General features: G+C 70.7%; 13 protein-coding genes. 9 read left to right on the top strand and 4 right to left on the bottom strand.

Annotated elements, in window-relative coordinates:
• The first annotated feature begins 5 nt into the window (after positions 1 to 5).
• The 5 genes from RY076_RS10320 to RY076_RS10300 all read left to right on the top strand — a co-directional run bounded on the left by RY076_RS10320 (position 6) and on the right by RY076_RS10300 (position 4,930).
• Positions 6 to 917 carry an alpha/beta fold hydrolase gene (locus RY076_RS10320; RefSeq protein ID WP_323097573.1) on the top strand — a complete coding sequence of 304 codons (912 nt, stop codon included), beginning with the start codon at positions 6 to 8 and terminating at the stop codon, positions 915 to 917.
• On the top strand, positions 896 to 1,747 hold the full coding sequence (locus RY076_RS10315; RefSeq protein WP_323097572.1) for a serine hydrolase: 852 nt from the start codon (positions 896 to 898) through the stop codon (positions 1,745 to 1,747). The genes RY076_RS10320 and RY076_RS10315 overlap by 22 nt, the downstream gene beginning before the upstream one ends.
• Before the next feature lie 119 nt (positions 1,748 to 1,866).
• On the top strand, positions 1,867 to 3,057 hold the full coding sequence (locus RY076_RS10310) for a glycosyltransferase 87 family protein (protein ID WP_323097571.1): 1,191 nt from the start codon (positions 1,867 to 1,869) through the stop codon (positions 3,055 to 3,057).
• Positions 3,058 to 3,176: 119 nt separating this feature from the next.
• The gene (locus RY076_RS10305) at positions 3,177 to 3,695 is read left to right on the top strand and encodes a TadE/TadG family type IV pilus assembly protein (protein WP_323097570.1); all 519 of its coding nucleotides are present in this window, start codon (positions 3,177 to 3,179) and stop codon (positions 3,693 to 3,695) included.
• Positions 3,680 to 4,930, top strand: a complete 1,251-nt coding sequence (locus RY076_RS10300) for a pilus assembly protein TadG-related protein (protein WP_323097569.1) — start codon at positions 3,680 to 3,682, stop codon at positions 4,928 to 4,930. The genes RY076_RS10305 and RY076_RS10300 overlap by 16 nt, the downstream gene beginning before the upstream one ends.
• 129 nt (positions 4,931 to 5,059) lie before the next feature.
• On the opposite strand, the gene RY076_RS10295 is transcribed toward RY076_RS10300, so the two are convergent.
• On the bottom strand, positions 5,060 to 5,479 hold the full coding sequence (locus RY076_RS10295) for a hypothetical protein (RefSeq protein ID WP_323097568.1): 420 nt from the start codon (positions 5,477 to 5,479) through the stop codon (positions 5,060 to 5,062).
• Between RY076_RS10295 and RY076_RS10290 the strand changes: the two genes are divergently transcribed.
• Positions 5,433 to 10,055, top strand: coding sequence for a PxKF domain-containing protein (locus tag RY076_RS10290; protein ID WP_323097567.1), 4,623 nt, complete (start codon positions 5,433 to 5,435; stop codon positions 10,053 to 10,055). The genes RY076_RS10295 and RY076_RS10290 overlap by 47 nt on opposite strands.
• Positions 10,056 to 10,157: 102 nt before the next feature.
• Here the strand turns inward: RY076_RS10290 and RY076_RS10285 are convergent, their stop codons facing one another.
• Together RY076_RS10285 and RY076_RS10280 are read right to left on the bottom strand one after the other, a co-directional pair.
• Positions 10,158 to 11,414 carry a sensor histidine kinase gene (locus RY076_RS10285; RefSeq protein WP_323097566.1) on the bottom strand — a complete coding sequence of 419 codons (1,257 nt, stop codon included), beginning with the start codon at positions 11,412 to 11,414 and terminating at the stop codon, positions 10,158 to 10,160.
• A 26-nt stretch (positions 11,415 to 11,440) separates the two neighbouring features.
• Positions 11,441 to 12,163: a response regulator transcription factor gene (locus RY076_RS10280; protein WP_413785767.1), complete on the bottom strand. Its 723-nt coding sequence runs from the start codon at positions 12,161 to 12,163 to the stop codon at positions 11,441 to 11,443.
• Between the two features lie 62 nt (positions 12,164 to 12,225).
• Here RY076_RS10280 and RY076_RS10275 point away from each other — a divergent pair, with 62 nt between their 5' ends.
• Positions 12,226 to 13,692: a ferredoxin reductase family protein gene (locus RY076_RS10275; RefSeq protein WP_323097564.1), complete on the top strand. Its 1,467-nt coding sequence runs from the start codon at positions 12,226 to 12,228 to the stop codon at positions 13,690 to 13,692.
• The gene (locus RY076_RS10270) at positions 13,689 to 14,228 is read left to right on the top strand and encodes an FMN-binding protein (protein ID WP_323097563.1); all 540 of its coding nucleotides are present in this window, start codon (positions 13,689 to 13,691) and stop codon (positions 14,226 to 14,228) included. Before RY076_RS10275 ends, RY076_RS10270 begins: the two co-directional genes overlap by 4 nt.
• A gap of 176 nt (positions 14,229 to 14,404) precedes the next feature.
• Here the strand turns inward: RY076_RS10270 and RY076_RS10265 are convergent, their stop codons facing one another.
• Positions 14,405 to 15,589: an acyltransferase family protein gene (locus RY076_RS10265; protein WP_323097562.1), complete on the bottom strand. Its 1,185-nt coding sequence runs from the start codon at positions 15,587 to 15,589 to the stop codon at positions 14,405 to 14,407.
• A 157-nt stretch (positions 15,590 to 15,746) separates the two neighbouring features.
• Here RY076_RS10265 and RY076_RS10260 point away from each other — a divergent pair, with 157 nt between their 5' ends.
• Entirely contained in the window at positions 15,747 to 19,445 is a 3,699-nt protein-coding gene (locus RY076_RS10260; RefSeq protein ID WP_323097561.1) for a S8 family serine peptidase, read from the top strand.
• The last annotated feature ends 32 nt before the right edge of the window (positions 19,446 to 19,477 follow it).

Genomic DNA, 19,477 nt, shown 5'->3' with positions numbered 1-19,477 from the left:
CTCCCATGCCCGTCGACGCTGCGTTCGTCAACGTCGAGGGACCGTGGGAGCACCGTTACGTCTCGGCCAACGGTGCGCGCTTCCACGTCGCTGAGATGGGTGACGGACCGCTCGTCATCCTCCTGCACGGCTTCCCGCAGTTCTGGTACACGTGGCGCCACCAGATGGTCGCGCTCGCCGAGGCCGGCTTCCGTGCTGCGGCGATGGACCTGCGCGGCTACGGCGGCAGCGACAAGCCGCCCCGCGGTTACGACACGTACATGTCGACGCTCGACACCGCGAGCGTCATCCGCGCGCTCGGCGAGAAGCACGCCGTCGTCGTCGGCCAAGGCCTCGGCGGCTGGATCTCGTGGTCGATGCCCACGTTCCGGCCCGACGTGACCCGTGCCGTCGCGTCGCTGTCGATGCCGCACCCGCGGATCATGCGCCACGCCACGTGGACCGACCGCAAGCAGCGCCGCGCCTCGAGCTGGATCGTCGGCCTCCAGCGTCCGTTCGTCCCCGAGCGGGAGATGGGCGAGTCGCACGAGTACGTCGGAGAGCTGATGCGTTCGTGGGCCTCGCCGTTCGGCGAGTTCCCCTCGGACGCAGACGTGGAGCGCTACGGCGACGCCATGATGATCCCGTTCGTCGCACATTCGGCGGCTGAGCACTACCGCTGGCTCGGACGTTCGTCGGTCCGCCCCGACGGGCCGCTGTTCATGCGCCGCGTGCGCCACGCGATCCGCGTGCCGGTGCTGCAGCTGCAGGGCCTCGGCGACGGGTGCGTGCTGCCAAACGCCACGCACGGCTCGGGTGCGTTCGTCCCCGGCGACTACCGCCACGTCAAGGTCGAGGGCGCCGGGCACTTCCTCACCGAGGAGGCACCCGGGCAGGTCAACGCCGCGCTGCTGTCGTGGCTGAGGTCGCTGGACTGATGCAGCTCGAGCTTCCCGACGCCGGCGGGGTGACGTGGTCGGTGTGCATCCGCGACGCCGAGGGCACGATGCTCGCGGCCGAGCACGCCGACGTGCCGCTGCGGACGGCGTCCGTCGGCAAGGTGCTGCTCCTGCTCGAGACGGCGCGCGGACTCGCATCGGGCGAGCTCTCCCCCGACGAGCCGCTCACCCGGTCCGTCGACCTCTGGGTCGGAGACTCCGGCCTCTGGCACACGCTTTCCGTGGAGACTCTCCCCCTCATCGACGTCGCCGCGCTCATCGGCGCCGTGTCCGACAACCTCGCCACCAACGTCCTGCTCCGACGCGTGGGCCTGGCCGAGGTGGCCGCACGCGCCACGGCGCTCGGGCTGAGGTCGACGGCGCTGCACGACCGCGTCCGCGATGTCCGCTCCGACGAGCACCCGGCGACGCTCTCGACCGGCAGTGCCGACGAGCTGAGCGCGCTCATGGTCAGGGTCGCGAACGGCACCGCCATCGGGCCGGAGCCGGATCGCCTTGTCCGGCAATGGCTCTCGGCCAACGTCGACCAGTCGATGGTCGGCTCTGTCCTCGTCGACCAAGCCGGCCTCGACCCCATCGCACACCACCTGTCCCTCGGCGAGGACCGCGTCGTCTGGAACAAGACCGGGACCGATGCCGGCGTGCGGGCCGACGTCGGCGCGGTCACGACTGGTGGGCGCACGGTCGCCTGGGCGGCCGTCGCCAACTGGGACCCGGCCGTCGGCACCTCCCTCGACCACCTCACCGTGTGGGCTGTGCTCCGCGGCATGCGCCATGTCGGCGAACTCGTCCTCGACGCCGTGGGCTGACCGCGCGGCCGCCCTGCCGCATCAAGGGGGGCAAATGGGGGACATCCCCGGCGCTCTCGGCGAGAATGGGCCGTCGGTCGGTGCGAGAGGCAGGTGGACACGTGAGCGAGGCGCGCCCCATGCGGGCTCTACTGACACGCTCAGTGGTCGCGGCCCTCGTCGCCGTCATGCTGTGGCAGACGTGGGGCGGCATCCGCAAGGGCATCTGGGTCGACACCGACGTCTACCGGATGGGTGGACAGCTGATCCGCGAGGGTGGCGACCTCTACTCGGCCGCGTCGAACGTCAACCTGCCTTTCACCTACTCCCCGTTCGCGGGAGCGGTGTTCGTGCCCTTCTCGTTCGTCGACGTCAACGCCGGCCGGTACCTCTTCACCGCGCTCTCGCTCGCCTGCTTCGCGTTGATCGTGTTCGTGGTGGCGAGACGTCTCCGGCTCAGCGCGTGGCAGACGACGGCCGTCGTCGCAGTCGGCTTCGCCATGGAGCCCATGCTCCGGGACCTTCTGCTGGGCCAGATCAACCTCGTGCTCATGGCCCTGGTCGTCGTGGACTGGCTCGTGGTTCCCCCGAAGTACCGGGGTTTCCTGACGGGCATCGCCGCTGGCATCAAGGTCACTCCCGCGGCTTTCGTACTGCTCGCAGTGCTCCGACGCGACTGGGCCACCGTGGCACGGTCCGCCGTCGGTTTTCTCGCGACGGGACTCGTGGGCTGGCTGGTGGCTCCGGCAGCCTCAGCCACCTATTGGGGCGGCGCCTTCCTCGGCCTCGACCGGTTCGGGAACGTCGCGCTCATCGGCTCGGACAACCAGTCGTTGGTCGCGTGCTGGATGCGCCTCACACGATCCCTCGAGGCCCCTACCTGGGTCACTGTCGTGTGCTTCGTCGTCGGCCTCGGCTTAGGAGTGACCGCCGCCTGGCTGGAGATCCGGGTGCAGCGACCCGGACACGAGGTCGCGTCGATGGCGTGGCTCGCCTTGGGGGCGCTGCTCGCATCCCCCGTCTCCTGGACCCACCACTGGCTGTGGATGATCGTCGTCATCGCTGTCTTGCTAGCTCGCGGCAAGGCGGTCCGGGCCTCGATCGCCACAGTGCTCGTGTGGTTCCCGACCGTGTGGCTACTGAACCCGCTCGAGTACGCAAAGCTGCAGTACTCGACGGCGATGGCCGTGGCCTCGTGCGTCTACGCCGCACTCGCGGTCACGTTGCTGGTCATGGCCGTCCGTGACCTCGCCGGCCGTGATGCCGGCTTCGCGGGTTCGGTCGAAGAACCAAGATCGGTCGTCATGCCCGAACCTGCGGCGAAGGGTTAAGTCTGCCGCGACGAGGTAAGCGGCACTCGGCGCTCAGGGGTTTTGCAGACAAATACGTCGAATGCGGATACCGTGCTCGTTGCCAGACGAGGCGCATCACCATACTTCTCGGGGGAGTTATGGGCATCAGATCGTTGGCGCGCCTTCGGGGCGCCATCAGAACGACCGCACATTCAGACGAAGACGACTCCACGCGTCAGCCGGAACAGGGCGCCACAGCGGTCGAGTTCGCCATGCTGGCGCCCGTACTCTTCCTTTTGCTGTTCGGCATCATCGTCTTCGGGTTCCTGTTCGCGCAGAACCTCGCGCTCAGCAACGCCGCTCGGCAGGCCGCGCGGTACGCCGTGGTCGACAACAGCAACCGGACCTGCGGCGACGTCGTGACGGAAGCGGTCAACTCCGCCCAGCCCCTGGTCACGCTCCCTTCGGCGGGAGTCACCGTGAAGCGCGGATCCACTGCGGCTGGTGCCACCAACGTCTGCAGCAGCGCGGCGACCAAGCCGTGCGCAGGCTCGGCAGCCACCGACAACATCTATGTCACCGTCGCCTTCGACGCGAACGTCATGCTCCCCGTACCGGGCCTCGGAAACACGAAGCGCCTCACCGCGGACGGGGTGTTCCGGTGCGAGTTCTCCTGAGGCGTCTGCCAATCGATCGCAACGAACGCGGCGCCGTCACCCTGATCGTTACGTTCTGCATGGTCGCGTTGTGCATCTGCGCCGCCATCGTGACCGACTTCGGGATGGCGTACGTCAACAAGCGCCAGGCCCAGACCGCCGCCGACGCTGCCGTCATGGCCGCCGGCAAGGTGTTCTCCGGCAAGTCAGGCACGTGTGCCAGCCTCATCGGCGACATGACGCTGATGAGTAGCGCGGAGACGGCGGCGGACCAGCTGCGGCTGGCCAACCTTCCCAACTCACCGAACGTCGACCTCGTGCCGTCCTGTGCCACAGGGACGCTGACGCTCGACTACCACGTCAGCATCAACTCACCTCTCGGCCTCGGGCAGATGGTGTCGGGCTCCGATCACCTCACGGTCGACCGAGAGGCCCAGTCCAGCCTGAAGGTCGTCACCACGATCGTCGGCGCCTGCTCCCTGTGCTTCCTCGGCAACGGCACGACGGACACGGGCAACGCCGACTACAGCGTCACCAACGGCAGCATCCACCTCAACGGCAACCTGTCCGCCGGCCCCAACGGCATGTGGACTGTCAGCCCGACGGGTTCCCAGAAGATCGGCGTCACCGGAACGGTCAGCGGTGGCCAGTTCTCCCCTGCCTACGTCACCGAACCGGTCATCCCGGACCCGTTGGCGTCGATGTCGCTGCCGTTGTCGACCACGGGCCTGTCGGCAAAGTCGGACCCGTGCACCGACGGCCCCGGCATCTACGGCGCAGTCGAGCTCAAGGGCACGTGCTCGTTGAGCGCCGGTGCCTACGCCATCACCGGCGCCTGGACGATGAAGAACAACACGACGCTGACGAGCAGCGGCGGCGTCACGCTCTACTTCAAGAGTGCGAACGGCATGCTCGACGCGAAGAACGGCGTCATCGCCGGTCTCAAGGCGCCCACCGGGGCGCCCGCCGGCGCCCCCGCCGGCTGGCCGTCCGGGTTCGCGATCATCTACGACCGCGACAACACCAACGTCTTCTCGGCCCAGGGCAACGGCAACACGACAATCACCGGGGCCATCTACGGCAAGTCGGCCACGATCGAGTTCAACGGCACCTCCGACTTCCACTTCGTCGGCGGACCCATCGTCGTCAAGACGGGCACCGGCAACGGCAACCAGGGGACGGTGTACGTGGATAGCACGGGCAACGTGGGCGGCGTTCCGCAGACGAACGCCGGCACGATGACGATGAGCAAGTAGGGCCCGCGTTCAGTTCGAAATGCGGCTTAATCGGACATTACGGACATGCGAATCATGATGCGGCACAACCGAACTGCCGGATTTCGGTTGTTCTCGGGACGCGCCTCTTCCCACCACCTACCTTGAGCCTCACATCGACCCTCGGGGGCGAATGGTCGATGGTCGTCTGGGGAGGGGAACCCGTATGTCTGCACGCCGCCGACTGGCCGCACTGGCCGCTGCCATCGCCTTGATGGGCGCGGGAGCGCAGAACGCGCTCGCTGATGGAATCGCGAACACCATCGATGCGACGGTCGACTCGACCGTCGAGGCCATGCCGCTGAACATCGGCGGCCCAACGGGCAGTACCACGCTCGTCTGGGTCACGAACAGCGATGGCAAGTCGGGCTGTGACCTGACCGGCCAGTCGACGTTCTCTGCGACCGTCAAGTCGTCGAACACGAGCGTGGCGACCGTCTCGCCTTCCTCGGTGACCTTCACCAGCTGCGGTGACGTGAAGCCCGTGACCGTCACCCCCGTCGCACTCGGCACCACGCGCATCTCGCTCACGCAGACGGGCAACACGACCGGCTACACGATCGACCTCGCTCCGGCCACCTTCGACGTCACCGTGAACCCGCCTGCCAACTCGGCGCCCACGGTGAAGGTCACCGGTGTCACGAGCGGTCAGGCCTACGCGTTCGGCACCGTCCCCTCCGCGGCCTGTGACGTGTCCGACGCCGAGGACGGGACCCAGAGCGTCGCCCCCAGCCTGTCGGCCATCAGCGGGCCGAACGCGGCGTCGGGCATCGGCAGCCAGACCGCGACATGCTCCTACACCGACCGCGGCGGGCTGACCGCCACCGCGACCGCGACGTACTCCATCGTCCAGGCGTCGTCGACGACCACCGTCACGTGCCCCTCCACCGCCACCACCTACACCGGCTCGGCCCTCACGCCGTGCACGGCGACGGTCACCGGCACCGGTGGCCTGAGCACCAGCCTTCCCGTCACCTACGGCGCGAACACGGCCGCTGGGACGGCCACGGCCTCGGCCTCCTTCGCCGGTAGCGTCACCCACTCGGCCAGCAACGGCAGCGCGACCTTCGTCATCGCCAAGGCCGGCTCGTCCACCACGGTGACCTGCCCGAGCGCGGTCTCCTGGACCGGCTCCGCCCTCACCCCCTGCACGGCCCGCGTCACCGGTGCCGGCAGCCTCGACTCGGCCCTGACGCCGACGTACAGCTCGAACACCGCAGTCGGAACGGCAAAGGCCGCAGCGACGTTCGCCGGCGACGCCAACCACACGGCCAGCAGCGACTCGAAGTCCTTCTCGATCCAGCGCGCCGCGAGCGTCGTCTCGGTCACGTGCCCGACTGGCCAGGTCTACTCCGGCGCGGCGCTCACCCCGTGCACGGCGAAGGTCTCGTCCATCGGAGGCTTCGAGCAGACGCTGCCCGTGACGTACTCGGACAACGTCGGCGCGGGGACCGCCACGGCCTCCGCGGCGTTCGCGGGTGACGACGCCCACGCCGCGGCCGGCGACTCGGCCACCTTCGCCATCGCCAAGGCGCCGTCCAGCGTCGACCTCAGCTGCACGCCGACCACCGTCACCTACACCGGCCAGGCGCAGACGCCGTGCACGGCCACGGCGACGGGCGCCGGGATCACGACCCCGGTCGCCCTCACGGTCGCCTACGCCGACAACACCGACGCGGGCACCGCCACGGTCACCGCGCGGTGGGCCGGCGACGCGAACCACACGCCGAGCGACGCCACGACGACCTTCACGATCGCGCAGGCTCCCTCGACGGTCTCGCTGGTCTGCCCGGCGTCCCACGTCTACACCGGAGCTGCAATCACGCCGTGCTCCGCCTCGGTGGACGGCGCGGGGTTCACCACCCAGCTCGCTCTCGACCCGAGCTACGACCACAACATCCTCGTCGGGACGGCGCGCGCGTCGGCCGGCTGGGCCGGAGACGCCAACCACACGGGCGACAGCGCATCCGCGACGTTCGATATCACCAAGGCCGCGTCGACGGTGACCATCACCTGCGACACCACCCCGGTCGTCTTCACCGGCGCTGCCCAGCAGCCCTGCTCAGCGGAGGCCACCGGGGCGGGGATCGACACGCCCGTCACGCTCACCCCCGGCTACACCGACAACACCAACGCCGGCACGGCCGGTGTGACGGCGGCCTGGGACGGCGACGACAACCACACCGGCAACGCCGCGAGCTCGAGCTTCGTCATCCAGCCCGCCGCGTCGAGCGTCAAGGTCACCTGCCCGACCACCCAGCTGACGTACTCGGGCGCGGCCCAGACGCCATGCACCGCGCGTGCAACCGGGGCTGGAGGACTCGACGCCGACGTGCCGGGAGTCACGTACACCGACAACGTCAACGCCGGTACCGCCACCGCGTGGGCGACGTACACGGGTGACGACAACCACGTCGGAGACTCCGGCAGCGCCACCTTCGCCATCGGCCGCGCCACCCCCGTCGTCACCGTCGACTGCCCGGACGCCGCGACGTACGACGGCACCCCCCACACCTGCACGGCGACCGTCACGGGCGTCGGCACCGAGCTCGACGGCGCCACGGCGTCCATCGACTACGGCACCACGGGCAACGTCGACGCGGGGGACGTCTCCGTCATCGCGACGTACACCGCTCCGGCGTCGGGCAACTACTCCGACGGCGAGGGCCGCGGCGAGTTCACCATCGCGCAGGCGACCCCCGTGGTCACCCTGACCTGCCCGGACGACGCGACGTACGACGCCGCCGACCACCCGTGCACCGCCACTGTGAAGGGTGTCGGCGACGAGCTCGCCTCGGCCACGGCCGCCATCACCTACGGCGCTCACGGCAACGTCAACGCCGGCGAGGTGACGGCCACGGCGACGTTCACCGGTGGCGGCAACTACACCGACGCGACGACCTCGAAGACGTACGCCATCGCGCGCTTCCAGCCGACGGTCGACGTCCAGTGCCCGACGTCTGCCACGTACGACGCCTCGGCCCACCTCTGCACCGCCACGGTCAAGGGTGTCAGCACCGAGCTCGACGGCGCCGACGTGGCACTGGACTACGGCACGCACGGCAACGTGGACGCCGGGGACGTGACGGCCACCGGCTCCTTCGCCGGGGACGCAAACCACGCACCGGCGTCCAACAGTGCGTCGTTCACGATCGACAAGGCCAAGTCCGCGGTGGCGGTCACCTGCACCCAGCCGGTGACGTACACGGGCTCGCCCGTCGCCGTCTGCTCCGCGAGCGTCACCGGCGTCGGTGGCCTGAACAGCCCCGTCGACGTCACCTACACCGACAACGTCAACGCGGGGACGGCCACCGCCTGGGCCACCTTCGACGGAGACGCGAACCACGCGGGCTCGTCGGGCGACAAGGCGTTCACGATCTCGAAGGCCAAGAGCGAGGTCACGGTGACGTGTCCGACCGATGCCCCCGTCTACACCGGCGCGGCCATCGAGCCGTGCTCGGCCACGGTCACCGGCGTCGGGGGCCTCAACAAGGCGGTCAGCCCGGTCACGTACACGAACAACGTCAACACCGGCACCGCTGCGGCGTCGGCCTCGTACGCCGGGGACACCAACCACGAGGCCTCGCTCGGTGGCGCATCGTTCACGATCGCCAAGGCGGGCAGCACCGTAACGGTGAGCTGCCCGGAGTCGCGGGTCTACACCGGTCTGGCGCTGACCCCGTGCACGGCCGCCGTGAGCGGCGCCGGCGGACTCACCGGGGGGATCACGCCCGTCGTCCACACCGACAACGTCGACGTCGGCACCGCATCGGCTCGTGCCGACTTCGCGGGCGACGCCAACCACAACGGTTCGACGGGTGGGGCGACCTTCTCGATCACCAAGGCCGCCAGCACGGTCGCGGTAAGCTGCCCGGCGAGCATGGTCTACACGGGTTCGGCGCTGACGCCGTGCTCCGCGACGCTGACCGGGCCGGGTCTGCAGGCAACCGGCCTCACCGTCTCGTACTCGAACAACACCGGTGCGGGCAGCGCGTCTGCCTCGGCGACGTGGGCTGGTGACAGCAACCACGTCGGCGCGAGCGACAGCCAGTCGTTCGCGATCACCCGGGCCCCGAGCAACCTCGAGGTCAGCTGCCCCGCGTCGGTGACCTACGACGGGTCGGCCCTCCAGCCGTGCACCGCGACCCTCACCGGGGCCGGACTGTCGTCGAGCCGGCTGCCGGTCCAGTACACCGACAACGTCAACGCGGGCACCGCCCACGCCTCCGCGGCCTGGGCCGGCGACGACAACCACACCGGCACCACGGGCTCCGGGTCCTTCACCATCGCGAAGGCCACACCGGTCGTCACGGTGACCTGCCCGAACACGGTGGTCTTCGACGGCACGGCACACGCGTGCACGGCTTCGGTCAAGGGTGTCGGTACCGAGCTGGACGGCGTGAACCCGGTGCTCGCCTACGGGCCGGGCAACGTCAACGCCGGTGATGTCACGGCGACGGCGACCTTCGCGGGCGGCGGGAACTACGAGCCGGCCTCCGGGACGGGCGCCTTCACCATCGACAAGGCAGCCTCGGCGGTCACCATCGCCTGCGCGGCGGGTCCGTTCGTCTGGACGGGAGCGGCGTTCACCCCGTGCACCGCGAAGGTGTCGGGCGTGGCCATGGCCGACGTCGCCCTCACGCCGGTGTACTCGAACAACACCAACGTGGGCACGGCGACGGTGTCGGCCTCGTGGGCCGGTGACATCAACCACAGGTCGAGCACCAACGCGGCGACGTTCACCATCGCCGCCTGGAGGTTCGGCGGGTTCTACCAGCCGGTCGACATGGGCAACGTCCTCAACACGGTCAAGGGCGGTTCCACGGTGCCGCTCAAGTTCGAGATCTTCAGCGGAAGCACCGAGCTGACGAGCACCTCGTCGGTGAAGTCCTTCATGACGAAGACGATCAACTGCGCGTCCGTCACGACGGCTCTGACGGACGACATCGAGCTGACGACGACCGGCGGCACGAGCCTGCGCTACGACTCGACGGCCGGCCAGTTCATCCAGAACTGGCAGACCCCGAAGACGGCCGGCGTCTGCTACCAGGTGACCATGACGACCCAGGACGGAAGCACGCTCAGCGCCTACTTCAAGACCAAGTGACGTCGCGACTCCGCTGATAGGCGGGAACAGACGGACGCGGGTGACCCGATCGGGGCGGGACACCCGCGTTCTTCCGTGTCCAGGGACGAGATCCGTTGCGGCTCAGTCGAGGTCGGCGTCGTCGTCGGGGGCGAGCGGCAGCGTGAGCCGGAAGGTTGCACCGCCGCCCGCGGTCTCGGCGACATCGAGCGACCCGCCGTGCGAGCGCACGATCTGGGTCACGAGCGCGAGGCCCAGCCCGAACCGCCGCCCCGCGCCCTCGTCGGCCCGCGCCCGCGCGAACCGACGCGTCAGCACCTGGAGGTCCTCCGGGTCGACGCCCGCACCATGGTCGACGACGTCGACGTGGGCGAAGCGCGACGTCTCGTCGGCCGACACGAGCACCTCGATCGAGGACGCCGCGGGCGAGTGCGCCACCGCGTTGTCGACGAGGGCCAGCACCGCCCGCCGGAGGCTGGACGACACCCCGTCGACGACGACTGGGCGACGCACCGCAGCCTCCGGCCACGTCAGCGTCACCCCCGACGCGGCAGCGTAGGGCTCGAGCGACCGGCCCACCTGCTCGGCCACGTGCACGAGGTTGACCGGTTCACGCGTCGCCTCACCGGCGTCGAGCTGCGCGGACAGCAGCAGGTCGGACACGACGTCGCTCATGACCTTCGTGTCGTCGACGAGCTGGTCGACCTCGGGGAGCAGGTCGTCGCGCCCCTTCGCGCGCAGGTGCCTGCGCAGCATCTGGGCCCGGATGCTGATGACGCTCAAGGGGGTTCGCAGCTCGTGGCTGGCGTCGGCGATGAACTGCCGTTGCAGGTCGAGCGCCACCGCGAGCGGGCGAACGGCCCGCCGCCCGGCGAACCACCCGGTCAGCGCCGACAGCCCCACGCCGATGACGCCGGCCACGGCCATCGCGGTGAGGAGGCTGCGCTCCTGCGTCGCGTGCAGCCGGATGTCGTAGACAGCCGCGAAGGTGTGCCCCTCGCGCTGGATGCCGGCGGCGGGCCAGTCGCGGCCGTCCGCACCGACGGTGATGGTGAACGGGCGGTGCGGAGTCGCAGGATCGGGGTTCGTACCGGCCGCGCGCAGCGCCGCCACCGCGGCGTCACGCACCGCGGGGGGCGTCCCGGTGGTCGTCCGCGTGCCGTCCGGCGCCAGCTCGACGAGCCAGATGCCGGGAGGAGCGTCGACGACGTCGTCGACCGTCGCGGCCGACGCGTCGACCTGGCGGCGGATGTCGGTGGCCTGCTGCCGGTCGAAGAGGAACCCCGCGCCGAGGATCGCAAGGAGCACGACGAGGGCCGTCGTGGCGCCGACGCGCAGCGCGATCGACCGCGCCGCCCGACCGACCGGGTCCCCCTGCACGGCAGAACCCGACCCGGCACCCCGCGTCACCGAGACCCCAGCCGGTAGCCGACGCCGTGGACCGTCTCGACGACGCGCTTGCCGAGCTTGCGTCGCAGGTAGTGCACGTAGGTGTCGACGGCGCCGAGGGTGTCGGCGCGGTCGAAGGCGCGGTCGAGCAGCTCGTCGCGGGTGAAGACGCGCGTGGGTCGGCGCGCGAACACCTCGAGCAGCGCCGCCTCCCGCCGGGACAGGACGACGTCCTCGCCCTCCCCGACGACCCGCTGCTCGCCGACGACGAGACGCCGGGACCCCACGGCGAGCTCGGTCGCACCGCCGCCGAGGGGCCGCAGCAGCGCGCGCAGCCGGGCCAGCAGCTCGTCGACGTCGAACGGCTTGACGACGTAGTCCTGGGCCCCGGCGTCGAGCCCCTCGACCCGGTCCGCGACGGTGCCGCGCGCCGTGAGGAACAGGACCGGGACCGCGAGCCCCTTGGTCCGCAGCCGCGACACGAGGTCGACGCCCTCGATGCCGGGCAGCCCCCGGTCGACGACGAGCACGTCCCACTCCCCCACGAGGCCCTGGTGCAGGCCGGCCTGGCCGTCGCGCACCGCGGTGACCGCGTAGCCCTCCTCGCTCAGCAGCTGCTCGAGCATCGTCGACAGGTCGGAGTCGTCCTCGACGAGCAGCAGGCGCCGGCCGCCGCCCGCGCCGTCCGTCCCCGGGGGCAGCGGCGGCAGGGTGAGGTCTCCCGGCAGGTCGTCGGACATGCGACCCACGATCATCTCCTCGTCTCATAACTTTCTGAGATCCGCGGCCGACCATCGACTGCGTGAGCAACACCATGACATCCCGGAGCGCGGTCCGCCGCCGCCCGAACGAGCGTGTCCGCGGCGCCCTACGTCGCGGCACCGAGTTCCGGCGCTGGCGCCACCGCGTCGCCGACCTGCTCGAAGCCCTCGCGATCGCCACCCTCATGCTCGTCGTGGCGCAGTTCCTCCTCGGCGGCGGCAGCCACGACCTGCTGTCCGGCGACGCCGGAGCGCGCCTCACCGCGGTCGGGCGCCTCACCGGCCTCGTCGCGATGGACCTGCTGCTCCTGCAGCTCGTCCTCGCCGCGCGGGTGCCGTGGGTGGACCGTGTCTACGGCATGGACCGCGCCCTCAAGGCGCACCGCATCCTCGGCCGGGTCACCGTCCCGCTCGTGCTCGTGCACGTCGGCACCATCGTCGTCGGCTCCGCCATCGGCGACGGCCGCTCCGGCGTCGTCGGCTGGGTGCGCGAGCTGCTCTCGATGGTCCTCGGTGGCGGCGACCTGCTTCTGGCAGGCCTCTCCACGGCCGCGCTCGTCGCGATCGCCGTGACGTCGGTGCAGATCGCCCGGCGCCGCATGTCGTACGAGTGGTGGCACGTCGTGCACCTGACCGCGTACGCCGCGACCGTGCTCGCCATCCCCCACGAGCTGTCTCTCGGCTCGGACTTCACGGCGTCGGCCTGGACGCGCGCCTACTGGTGGACGCTGTGGGTCGTCGTCGCGGCGAGCGTGCTCTGGTGGCGCCTCCTGCTGCCGGTGGTGCGCAGCGCCCGTCACGGCCTGCGCGTCACCGAGGTCGTCGAGGAGTCCGACGGCGTCTGGTCGGTCGTCATGCGCGGCCGGCACCTCGACCGCCTCCAGGTGCGCGCCGGGCAGTTCTTCAACTGGCGCTTCGTGACGCCCCGGCTGCTGCTCGCGGCCCACCCGTGGTCCCTGTCGGCCGCACCCGACGGCCGCACCCTGCGCATCACGATCCGCGGCCTCGGCGACCACTCGTCGGCGATCGCGGACCTCAAGCCTGGCACGTTCGTCCTCGTCGAGGGCCCCTACGGCGCCTTCACGACGCGGGCCCGCGTGCGGCGCAAGGTGCTGCTGCTCGCCGCCGGCATCGGCGTCACCCCGGTGCGGGCGCTCCTCGAGGAGCTAGTCACCGAGCGGCACGCGCTGCCCGGCGACGTCACGGTCGTCTACCGCGCGAACGACCCGAGCCAGCTGCCGCTGCACGACGAGCTGGAGACACTCGTGGAGCTCGCCGACCACCACCTCGCGACGCTCGTCGGGCCGCCCGTGCCCGGGTCGTCGCTGCCCGAGGGCGTCGGCGGCCACGGCTCCGACGCGGATCGCCTGCGACGTCTGGTTCCCGACCTTGCTCAGCACGAGGTGTACCTCTGCGGCCCGCCGCAGTGGATGTCCCTCGTGCACCAGGCAGTCCGCCGGGCCGGCGTCCCCGGCCCTCACATTCACGACGAGAGGTTCGGCTGGTGAGGAAGACGACATCGGTCATCGTCGGCGTCGCGAGCGCCACGGCCATCGGAGCGTCCTGGGCCGCAGGCCTGGCGCCGAAGCACGACGCCGTCGGCGGCGTCACGCTCTCCGCGCCGCCAGCGCCACCCGCGTCGACGAGCGGCTCGACGAGCGGCGCGTCACGCGGCTCGGGTGCCTCCCACGGCTCGGCGACGTCGACCCACACGAAGAGCGCGTCCAAGAGCAGCAACAAGAGCACGTCCAAGCCGGCCGCGCTCCGCCCACGCACCATCGACGGCGGCGTCGCGAACACCCAGTACGGCAACGTGCAGGTCGCCATTACCGTGACCGGCTCGAACATCACCGACGTCACGGCGCTGCACCTGACCGACAGCTCGGGGCACTCCGCCCGGATCAGCGCCTACGCGGCACCCATCCTGCGCAAGGAGGCCCTCTCCAAGCAGTCGGCGCAGATCGACATGGTCAGCGGCGCGACCTACACGAGCGAGGCCTACCAGCAGAGCCTCCAGTCGGCGATCGACGCCGCCCACATCTGAGGGCGCCCGACGCCCTCGCACCAACGCGTCGGTCGGCACGCGACCCCTCACGCCGGCCGACGCCCCACGATCGCGGCCCGTCACCTCCCCCTGTGGGTGGCGGGCCGTTCGTGCGCCCGTCTCACCATTCCCGGGCCACTGACCGCACCCTGGCAACGCATCCGATGCGGATCGAGCTAGAGAGCGGGTTCTGGGTGGGCGTCGCCGGTCTGGACTCCCCGTGTGTCGGCGCCGGGGCCGCCGTTGCCGGGGCCGTGGGCAGAACCGTCTCGCGACGCCCCGAGTGCCCCACGCCGACGGCGGAACGGAGCCTCGACCCATCGATAGGACAGAGCGCCCAGCGCGACACCAGAAGGAATCACGACGAGCAAGAGCGCCCACCACGGCCAATGCCACTCCTCGCGCAGCCAGGTCGCGGAGGGACCGTTCCAGAGGTAGATGCTGTACGACCGTTCGCCGAACCAGCGAAGTATCGGCATCTCCAGAAGGGCGTCGCTGGACCCCGCAGCACTCGGCAGCACGAGAGCGACAGCGACTGCGGTCGTCACAGGAGTGACGGTGATGGTGGCGATCTCCGGAAGGGCCGCGCCGACAATGATGAGAACCCATCCCGCATATCTCAGCCGGCTCTTGACGATCGGCGCAGACCGGCGGCCCATCCATGCGGCTGTCGCGGCGCCCGTGAGCAACGAAAGGCACGCAGCCTCCGTCGAGAAGTAGATCCGGTACCAGGGCACGCCGGTGGCGACTGCCCAGACGAACCAGACAAGGGCGAGTGCCACCCCGAGGCCCGCGGCGAGCATGACGGCCCGTCTTCCCCGACGCGCCATGAACCACACCACCAGCGGCCACACGAGATAGAACTGCTCTTCTACGGCCAGCGACCACGTGTGCGTGAGGCTCGACAGGCTCAGGCCGGAAACGAGCACCCAGTTGCCGACGTAGAACAGCGCTGCCACCGCGTGGTGCCAAGTGAAGAACCGCGGGCCGAGGAAGACCCCGGCCAGTGCAACGGCCGCGATGGACACGACGAGTGCCGGCAGCAGCCGGCGCACCCGGCGGGCGTAGAAGGCCCGAAACCTGATCGTCCGGTCCTTCTCGAACTCCTCGAGCAGCAGCTCGGTGATGAGGAACCCGGACAGCCCGAAGAACAACGCGACACCCACGGACCCCGCGCTCTCTAGGGGAAGTCCGCCGTGTCGGGCCAGTACGAGCAGGATCGCCACGCCGCGGACGCCGTCGAGCGCCGGGCGGCGGCCGAGCCGCCAGCGGTTATGGGTCCCCTGCACGCGCTCAGGATGCCCGGCTATATACCTGTATGTCTGGCAAATGCCCAAGTGCGCGGCTCGGCTCTCGATCACGGGCCCCACGATCGCGGCCCGTCACCTCCCCCTGTGGGTGGCGGGCCGCTCGTGCGCCCGTTTCACGTTGATGCAGTGCTTGTCGCGAAGCACGGCTGCAGGGGTCGGCGACCTGTCATGATGCGCTCGCACCACCACTTCTCACAGGGGCTCATCCATGTCACGTCGCCGTCCTCTCGCGACGGCCCTGACGCTCGCGCTCGTCGCGCCCGTCTCGGCTCTCACCGCGTCCGCCGCCACGGCGGCACCCACCCACCCGAGCACGTCGGCCACCGCAGTCCCCGCACCGGTCGCGCCGGCCGCGCCGGCCACATCGTCGAGCGGGGCCAAGCGGCTGCCGCGTCCGGTGCCGGCCAAGGGAGCGCAGCGCGCGCACGACCCGCACACCGTCCTCGTGCGGTTCAAGCCCACGGCGTCGACGGCGATCCGCGACCACGCCGTGAAGCGCCGCGGTGCGAGCCTGCGCGACACCCTCAAGGGCACGTCCTTCACGAAGGTCCACACGACCGGGTCCGCCGAGGCTCTGGCCCGCAGCCTGTCCGCCGACCCGTCGGTCGCCGACGTGAGCTTGGACTACGTGCGCAAGGCCTCGGCGACGCCGAACGATCCCGAGTACCCCTACGGCGGTCAGGCGTACCTGCGGACCCTGCGGATGCCGACGGCTTGGGACCGGTCGAAGGGCTCGCTCAACACCGTCGTCGCGGTCGTCGACTCGGGCGTCGACGGCCGGCACAGCGACCTCACCGGCCGCACCGTCGCCGGCTGGAACGCCCTGACCAATACCGCGATCCCGGCAGGCGCGTCAAGCGACGACTACTGGCACGGCACCATGGTGGCCGGCATCATCGCGGCCGAGACGAACAACGGCGACGGCATCGCCGGGGTGGCGTGGAACGCCCGCGTCATGCCGGTGAAGGTGCTCGACTCCTTCGGCAGCGGAAACGACTCCGACGTCATCGAGGGAATGACCTGGGCCGTGGACCACGGCGCCCGGATCATCAACCTCTCGCTCGGTGGCGACGGCGACAGCCCGGCGCTCCATGACGCCGTGCGCTACGCCGTGGGCAAGGGCGCCGTCGTCGTGGCGGCCGCGGGCAACGACGGCGACGACGTGCCGCAGTACCCGGCCGCCTACAGCGAGGCGATCGCGGTTTCCGCCACCGACACGGCAGGGTCACTCACCGACTTCAGCTCGCACGGTTCGTGGGTCGACGTGGCGGCGCCCGGCTTCGGCATCGAGTCGACCGCCATGGGCGGTGGGTACGCCATCGCCGACGGCACGTCCTTCTCCGCACCGATCACCGCCGGAGTGGTGGCACTGATGCGGACGCAGACCCCTTCCCTGACCCCGGCGCAGGTGCTAGCGCGGCTGCGGTCGACGGCGCGGGACGCCGGTCCGCGAGGCATCGACCCGTACTACGGCGCGGGGCTCGTCGATGCGACGAACGCGCTCGGAGGTGGCTGGGCAGCCGATCTCGCACAGCCGTCTGCCGGCGCCGACGAGCCGAACGACACCCCCACCCGTGCCATCGCGCTCACCGGCACACTGAGCGGATCGATCGGGGTCGAGGGTGACGCCGACTGGTATCGCTACGACGCCAGTACGACGCAGCCCGTGACCGTCGCGGTCAAGCCGGCCGGACTCAACACCAACCTGTCCTCGAACCTCGACCCGGTCGTCACCGTCTACGACCAGAACCTCCGAGAGGTCACCGTGAACGACCATCGCGGGCCGGGTGTCAGCGAGGTCGCAGGCTTCACGCCGCAGATGGGCGCCTCGTACATCAAGGTGACCAACTACAACGGCGCGCGCGACGCGCGCCCCTACACGGTGACCGTCACGCCGAGGCCCGGGGCGCTCCTCGAGGCCCCGACGTGGAAGCACCAGCCGACCCCGCAGGACGGCAGCACGGTCGTCGCGGACGTCACCAGTGATGGGCGCGCCGACCTCGTCGCGATCGTCGACGCGGTGAACGACGACGGGGCCGTTCCCCACGGCGTCATCGTCTACGCCCAGACGCCGACCGGCGACCTCGACGACGGCACGTTCTACTCCGTCCGGGACGAGGGCCAGCCGCGCAGGCTCGCTGCGGTGGACGAGGACGGCGACGGCCGCCTCGACCTGCTCGTCGCCACCTTCGCGGGCCTCCAGGTGCTGCGCCAGGGCGCCGACGGGACGCTGAAGTCCGCGCAGTACCTCGCCCAGCTGGCCGGCACCCAGGTGGGCCTAGTCGCTGCCGGTGATCTAAATAGCGACGGCCTGCCGGATCTTACCGCGACGATGAACGCGACGCTGTCCGTGCGCATCCGGAACCCCGACGGCACCTACACGGAGGCCATCCGGGACCGCACGACCGCCTACTGCGACACGGCGATCGGCGACGTCGACGGTGACGGACGGGTCGACGTCGTCGGTACCGCCGGTGGCGATCTCAGGGTCATGCACAACGGCGCAGAGGGCTGGCAGCTCGTCGTCCCGTTCCCCGGTGGCGCCACGGGGACGACGGAGGGGGTCTGCGACGTCGAGGTCGTCGACGTCAACGGTGACGGGCGCAACGACGTCGTCGGCCTGCACCCGGGTTGGCTGGCGACGGACCCCACGTCGTCGGTGTACACCTGGCTGCAGGCAGCCGACGGGACGCTCGAGCCGCCGACGAGGACTGGGCTCCCGGCGAACGCCCTGTCGCTGGAAGCCGCGAACCTGACGGGTGACGGCCGGCCCGACCTCGTCACCCTCCACACAGGAAGCGCCCCGCTGATGGCGACGCTGGCCGGGAAGGGCGACGGCACGTGGGACGCCCCGGTGACCACCACCCTCAACGATGCGGGCGACATCGACGGTGGCGGTCTGTCCGTCGGAGACCTCGACGGCGACGGACGGCCCGACGCCGCGGCCATGACACCGAACGGCGTCGCCGTGCTGCGCAACGCGACGGCTCCCACCACGTCCGTCCAGCCACCCCTGTGGGTGCGGAGCACCTGGCCGGCGGACTTCGGCAGCGGGCTGCCGATCACGACGGCGCCGACCGTGACCTTCGTGCGTGACGCCGTCCCGTCGACGGTCAGCGCCTCCACGGTGCGTCTCGTCAACGGCCGCACCGGCGCGGCCGTCCCCGCCACGGTGTCCTACGACGCCGCCAAGCGGACCGCCACGGTCAAGCCGTCGACAGCCCTCTACGACTGGGCGCCCTACCGGCTCAACGTCTCCGGCGTGAAGGACACGTCGGGCGCGTCGATGACCACGGCGTACTCGAGCACGTTCCGCACCGCCGACACCGCTCCACCGGCCGTCGGCGCGTTCAAGGCCACCGGCGCCCTGCGCGCGGCGACCCTGACGTGGAATGCGCCGCACGTCAACGACCTCGACCGCTACATCGTGCGGATGGCCGCCGGCACCACACCGCCCGCCAACATCTACGCGGGCACGAGCGCCTACTCCGGCACCGCGACGAAGGCGACCGTCTCCCTGGCCCAGGGCACGACGTACACCTTCCGGATCTGGGTCAAGGACCGCACCGGCCACTACAGCGCGGGCTCGTGGGCCCGAGTCGTCGGCACCGCGGAGTCGATCACCTCCAACGTCACCACGGTCCGCAAGGGCTACGCGGTCACGCTGAGCGGCCGGATCGTGCGCAAGGACACCGGCAAGGGCGTCGGCGGCGCGGCGATGCAGCTCTACTGGCGTCGGGTCGGCACCTCGACGTGGACCCTCACGACGACCCGCACGTCGAGCTCCACGGGCGCGTTCTCCTACGCGCACAAGCCCACCGCGTCGGTCGACTACATGTGGGTCTACCGCGGCTCGTCGGCCCTCGTCGGGTCGAGCAGCGCCCTGCGCAGGGTCACCGTCCGCTGACGCGGGCCCCGGGCGTCGTCGCCGCCGGCCGT

Origin of the sequence: Intrasporangium zincisolvens (assembly GCF_034724055.1) — a bacterium.
Lineage (GTDB): Bacteria > Actinomycetota > Actinomycetes > Actinomycetales > Dermatophilaceae > Monashia > Monashia zincisolvens.
The sequence above is the reverse complement of the archived record's forward strand: the minus strand, read 5'-3'. Positions and strand labels throughout refer to the sequence as shown.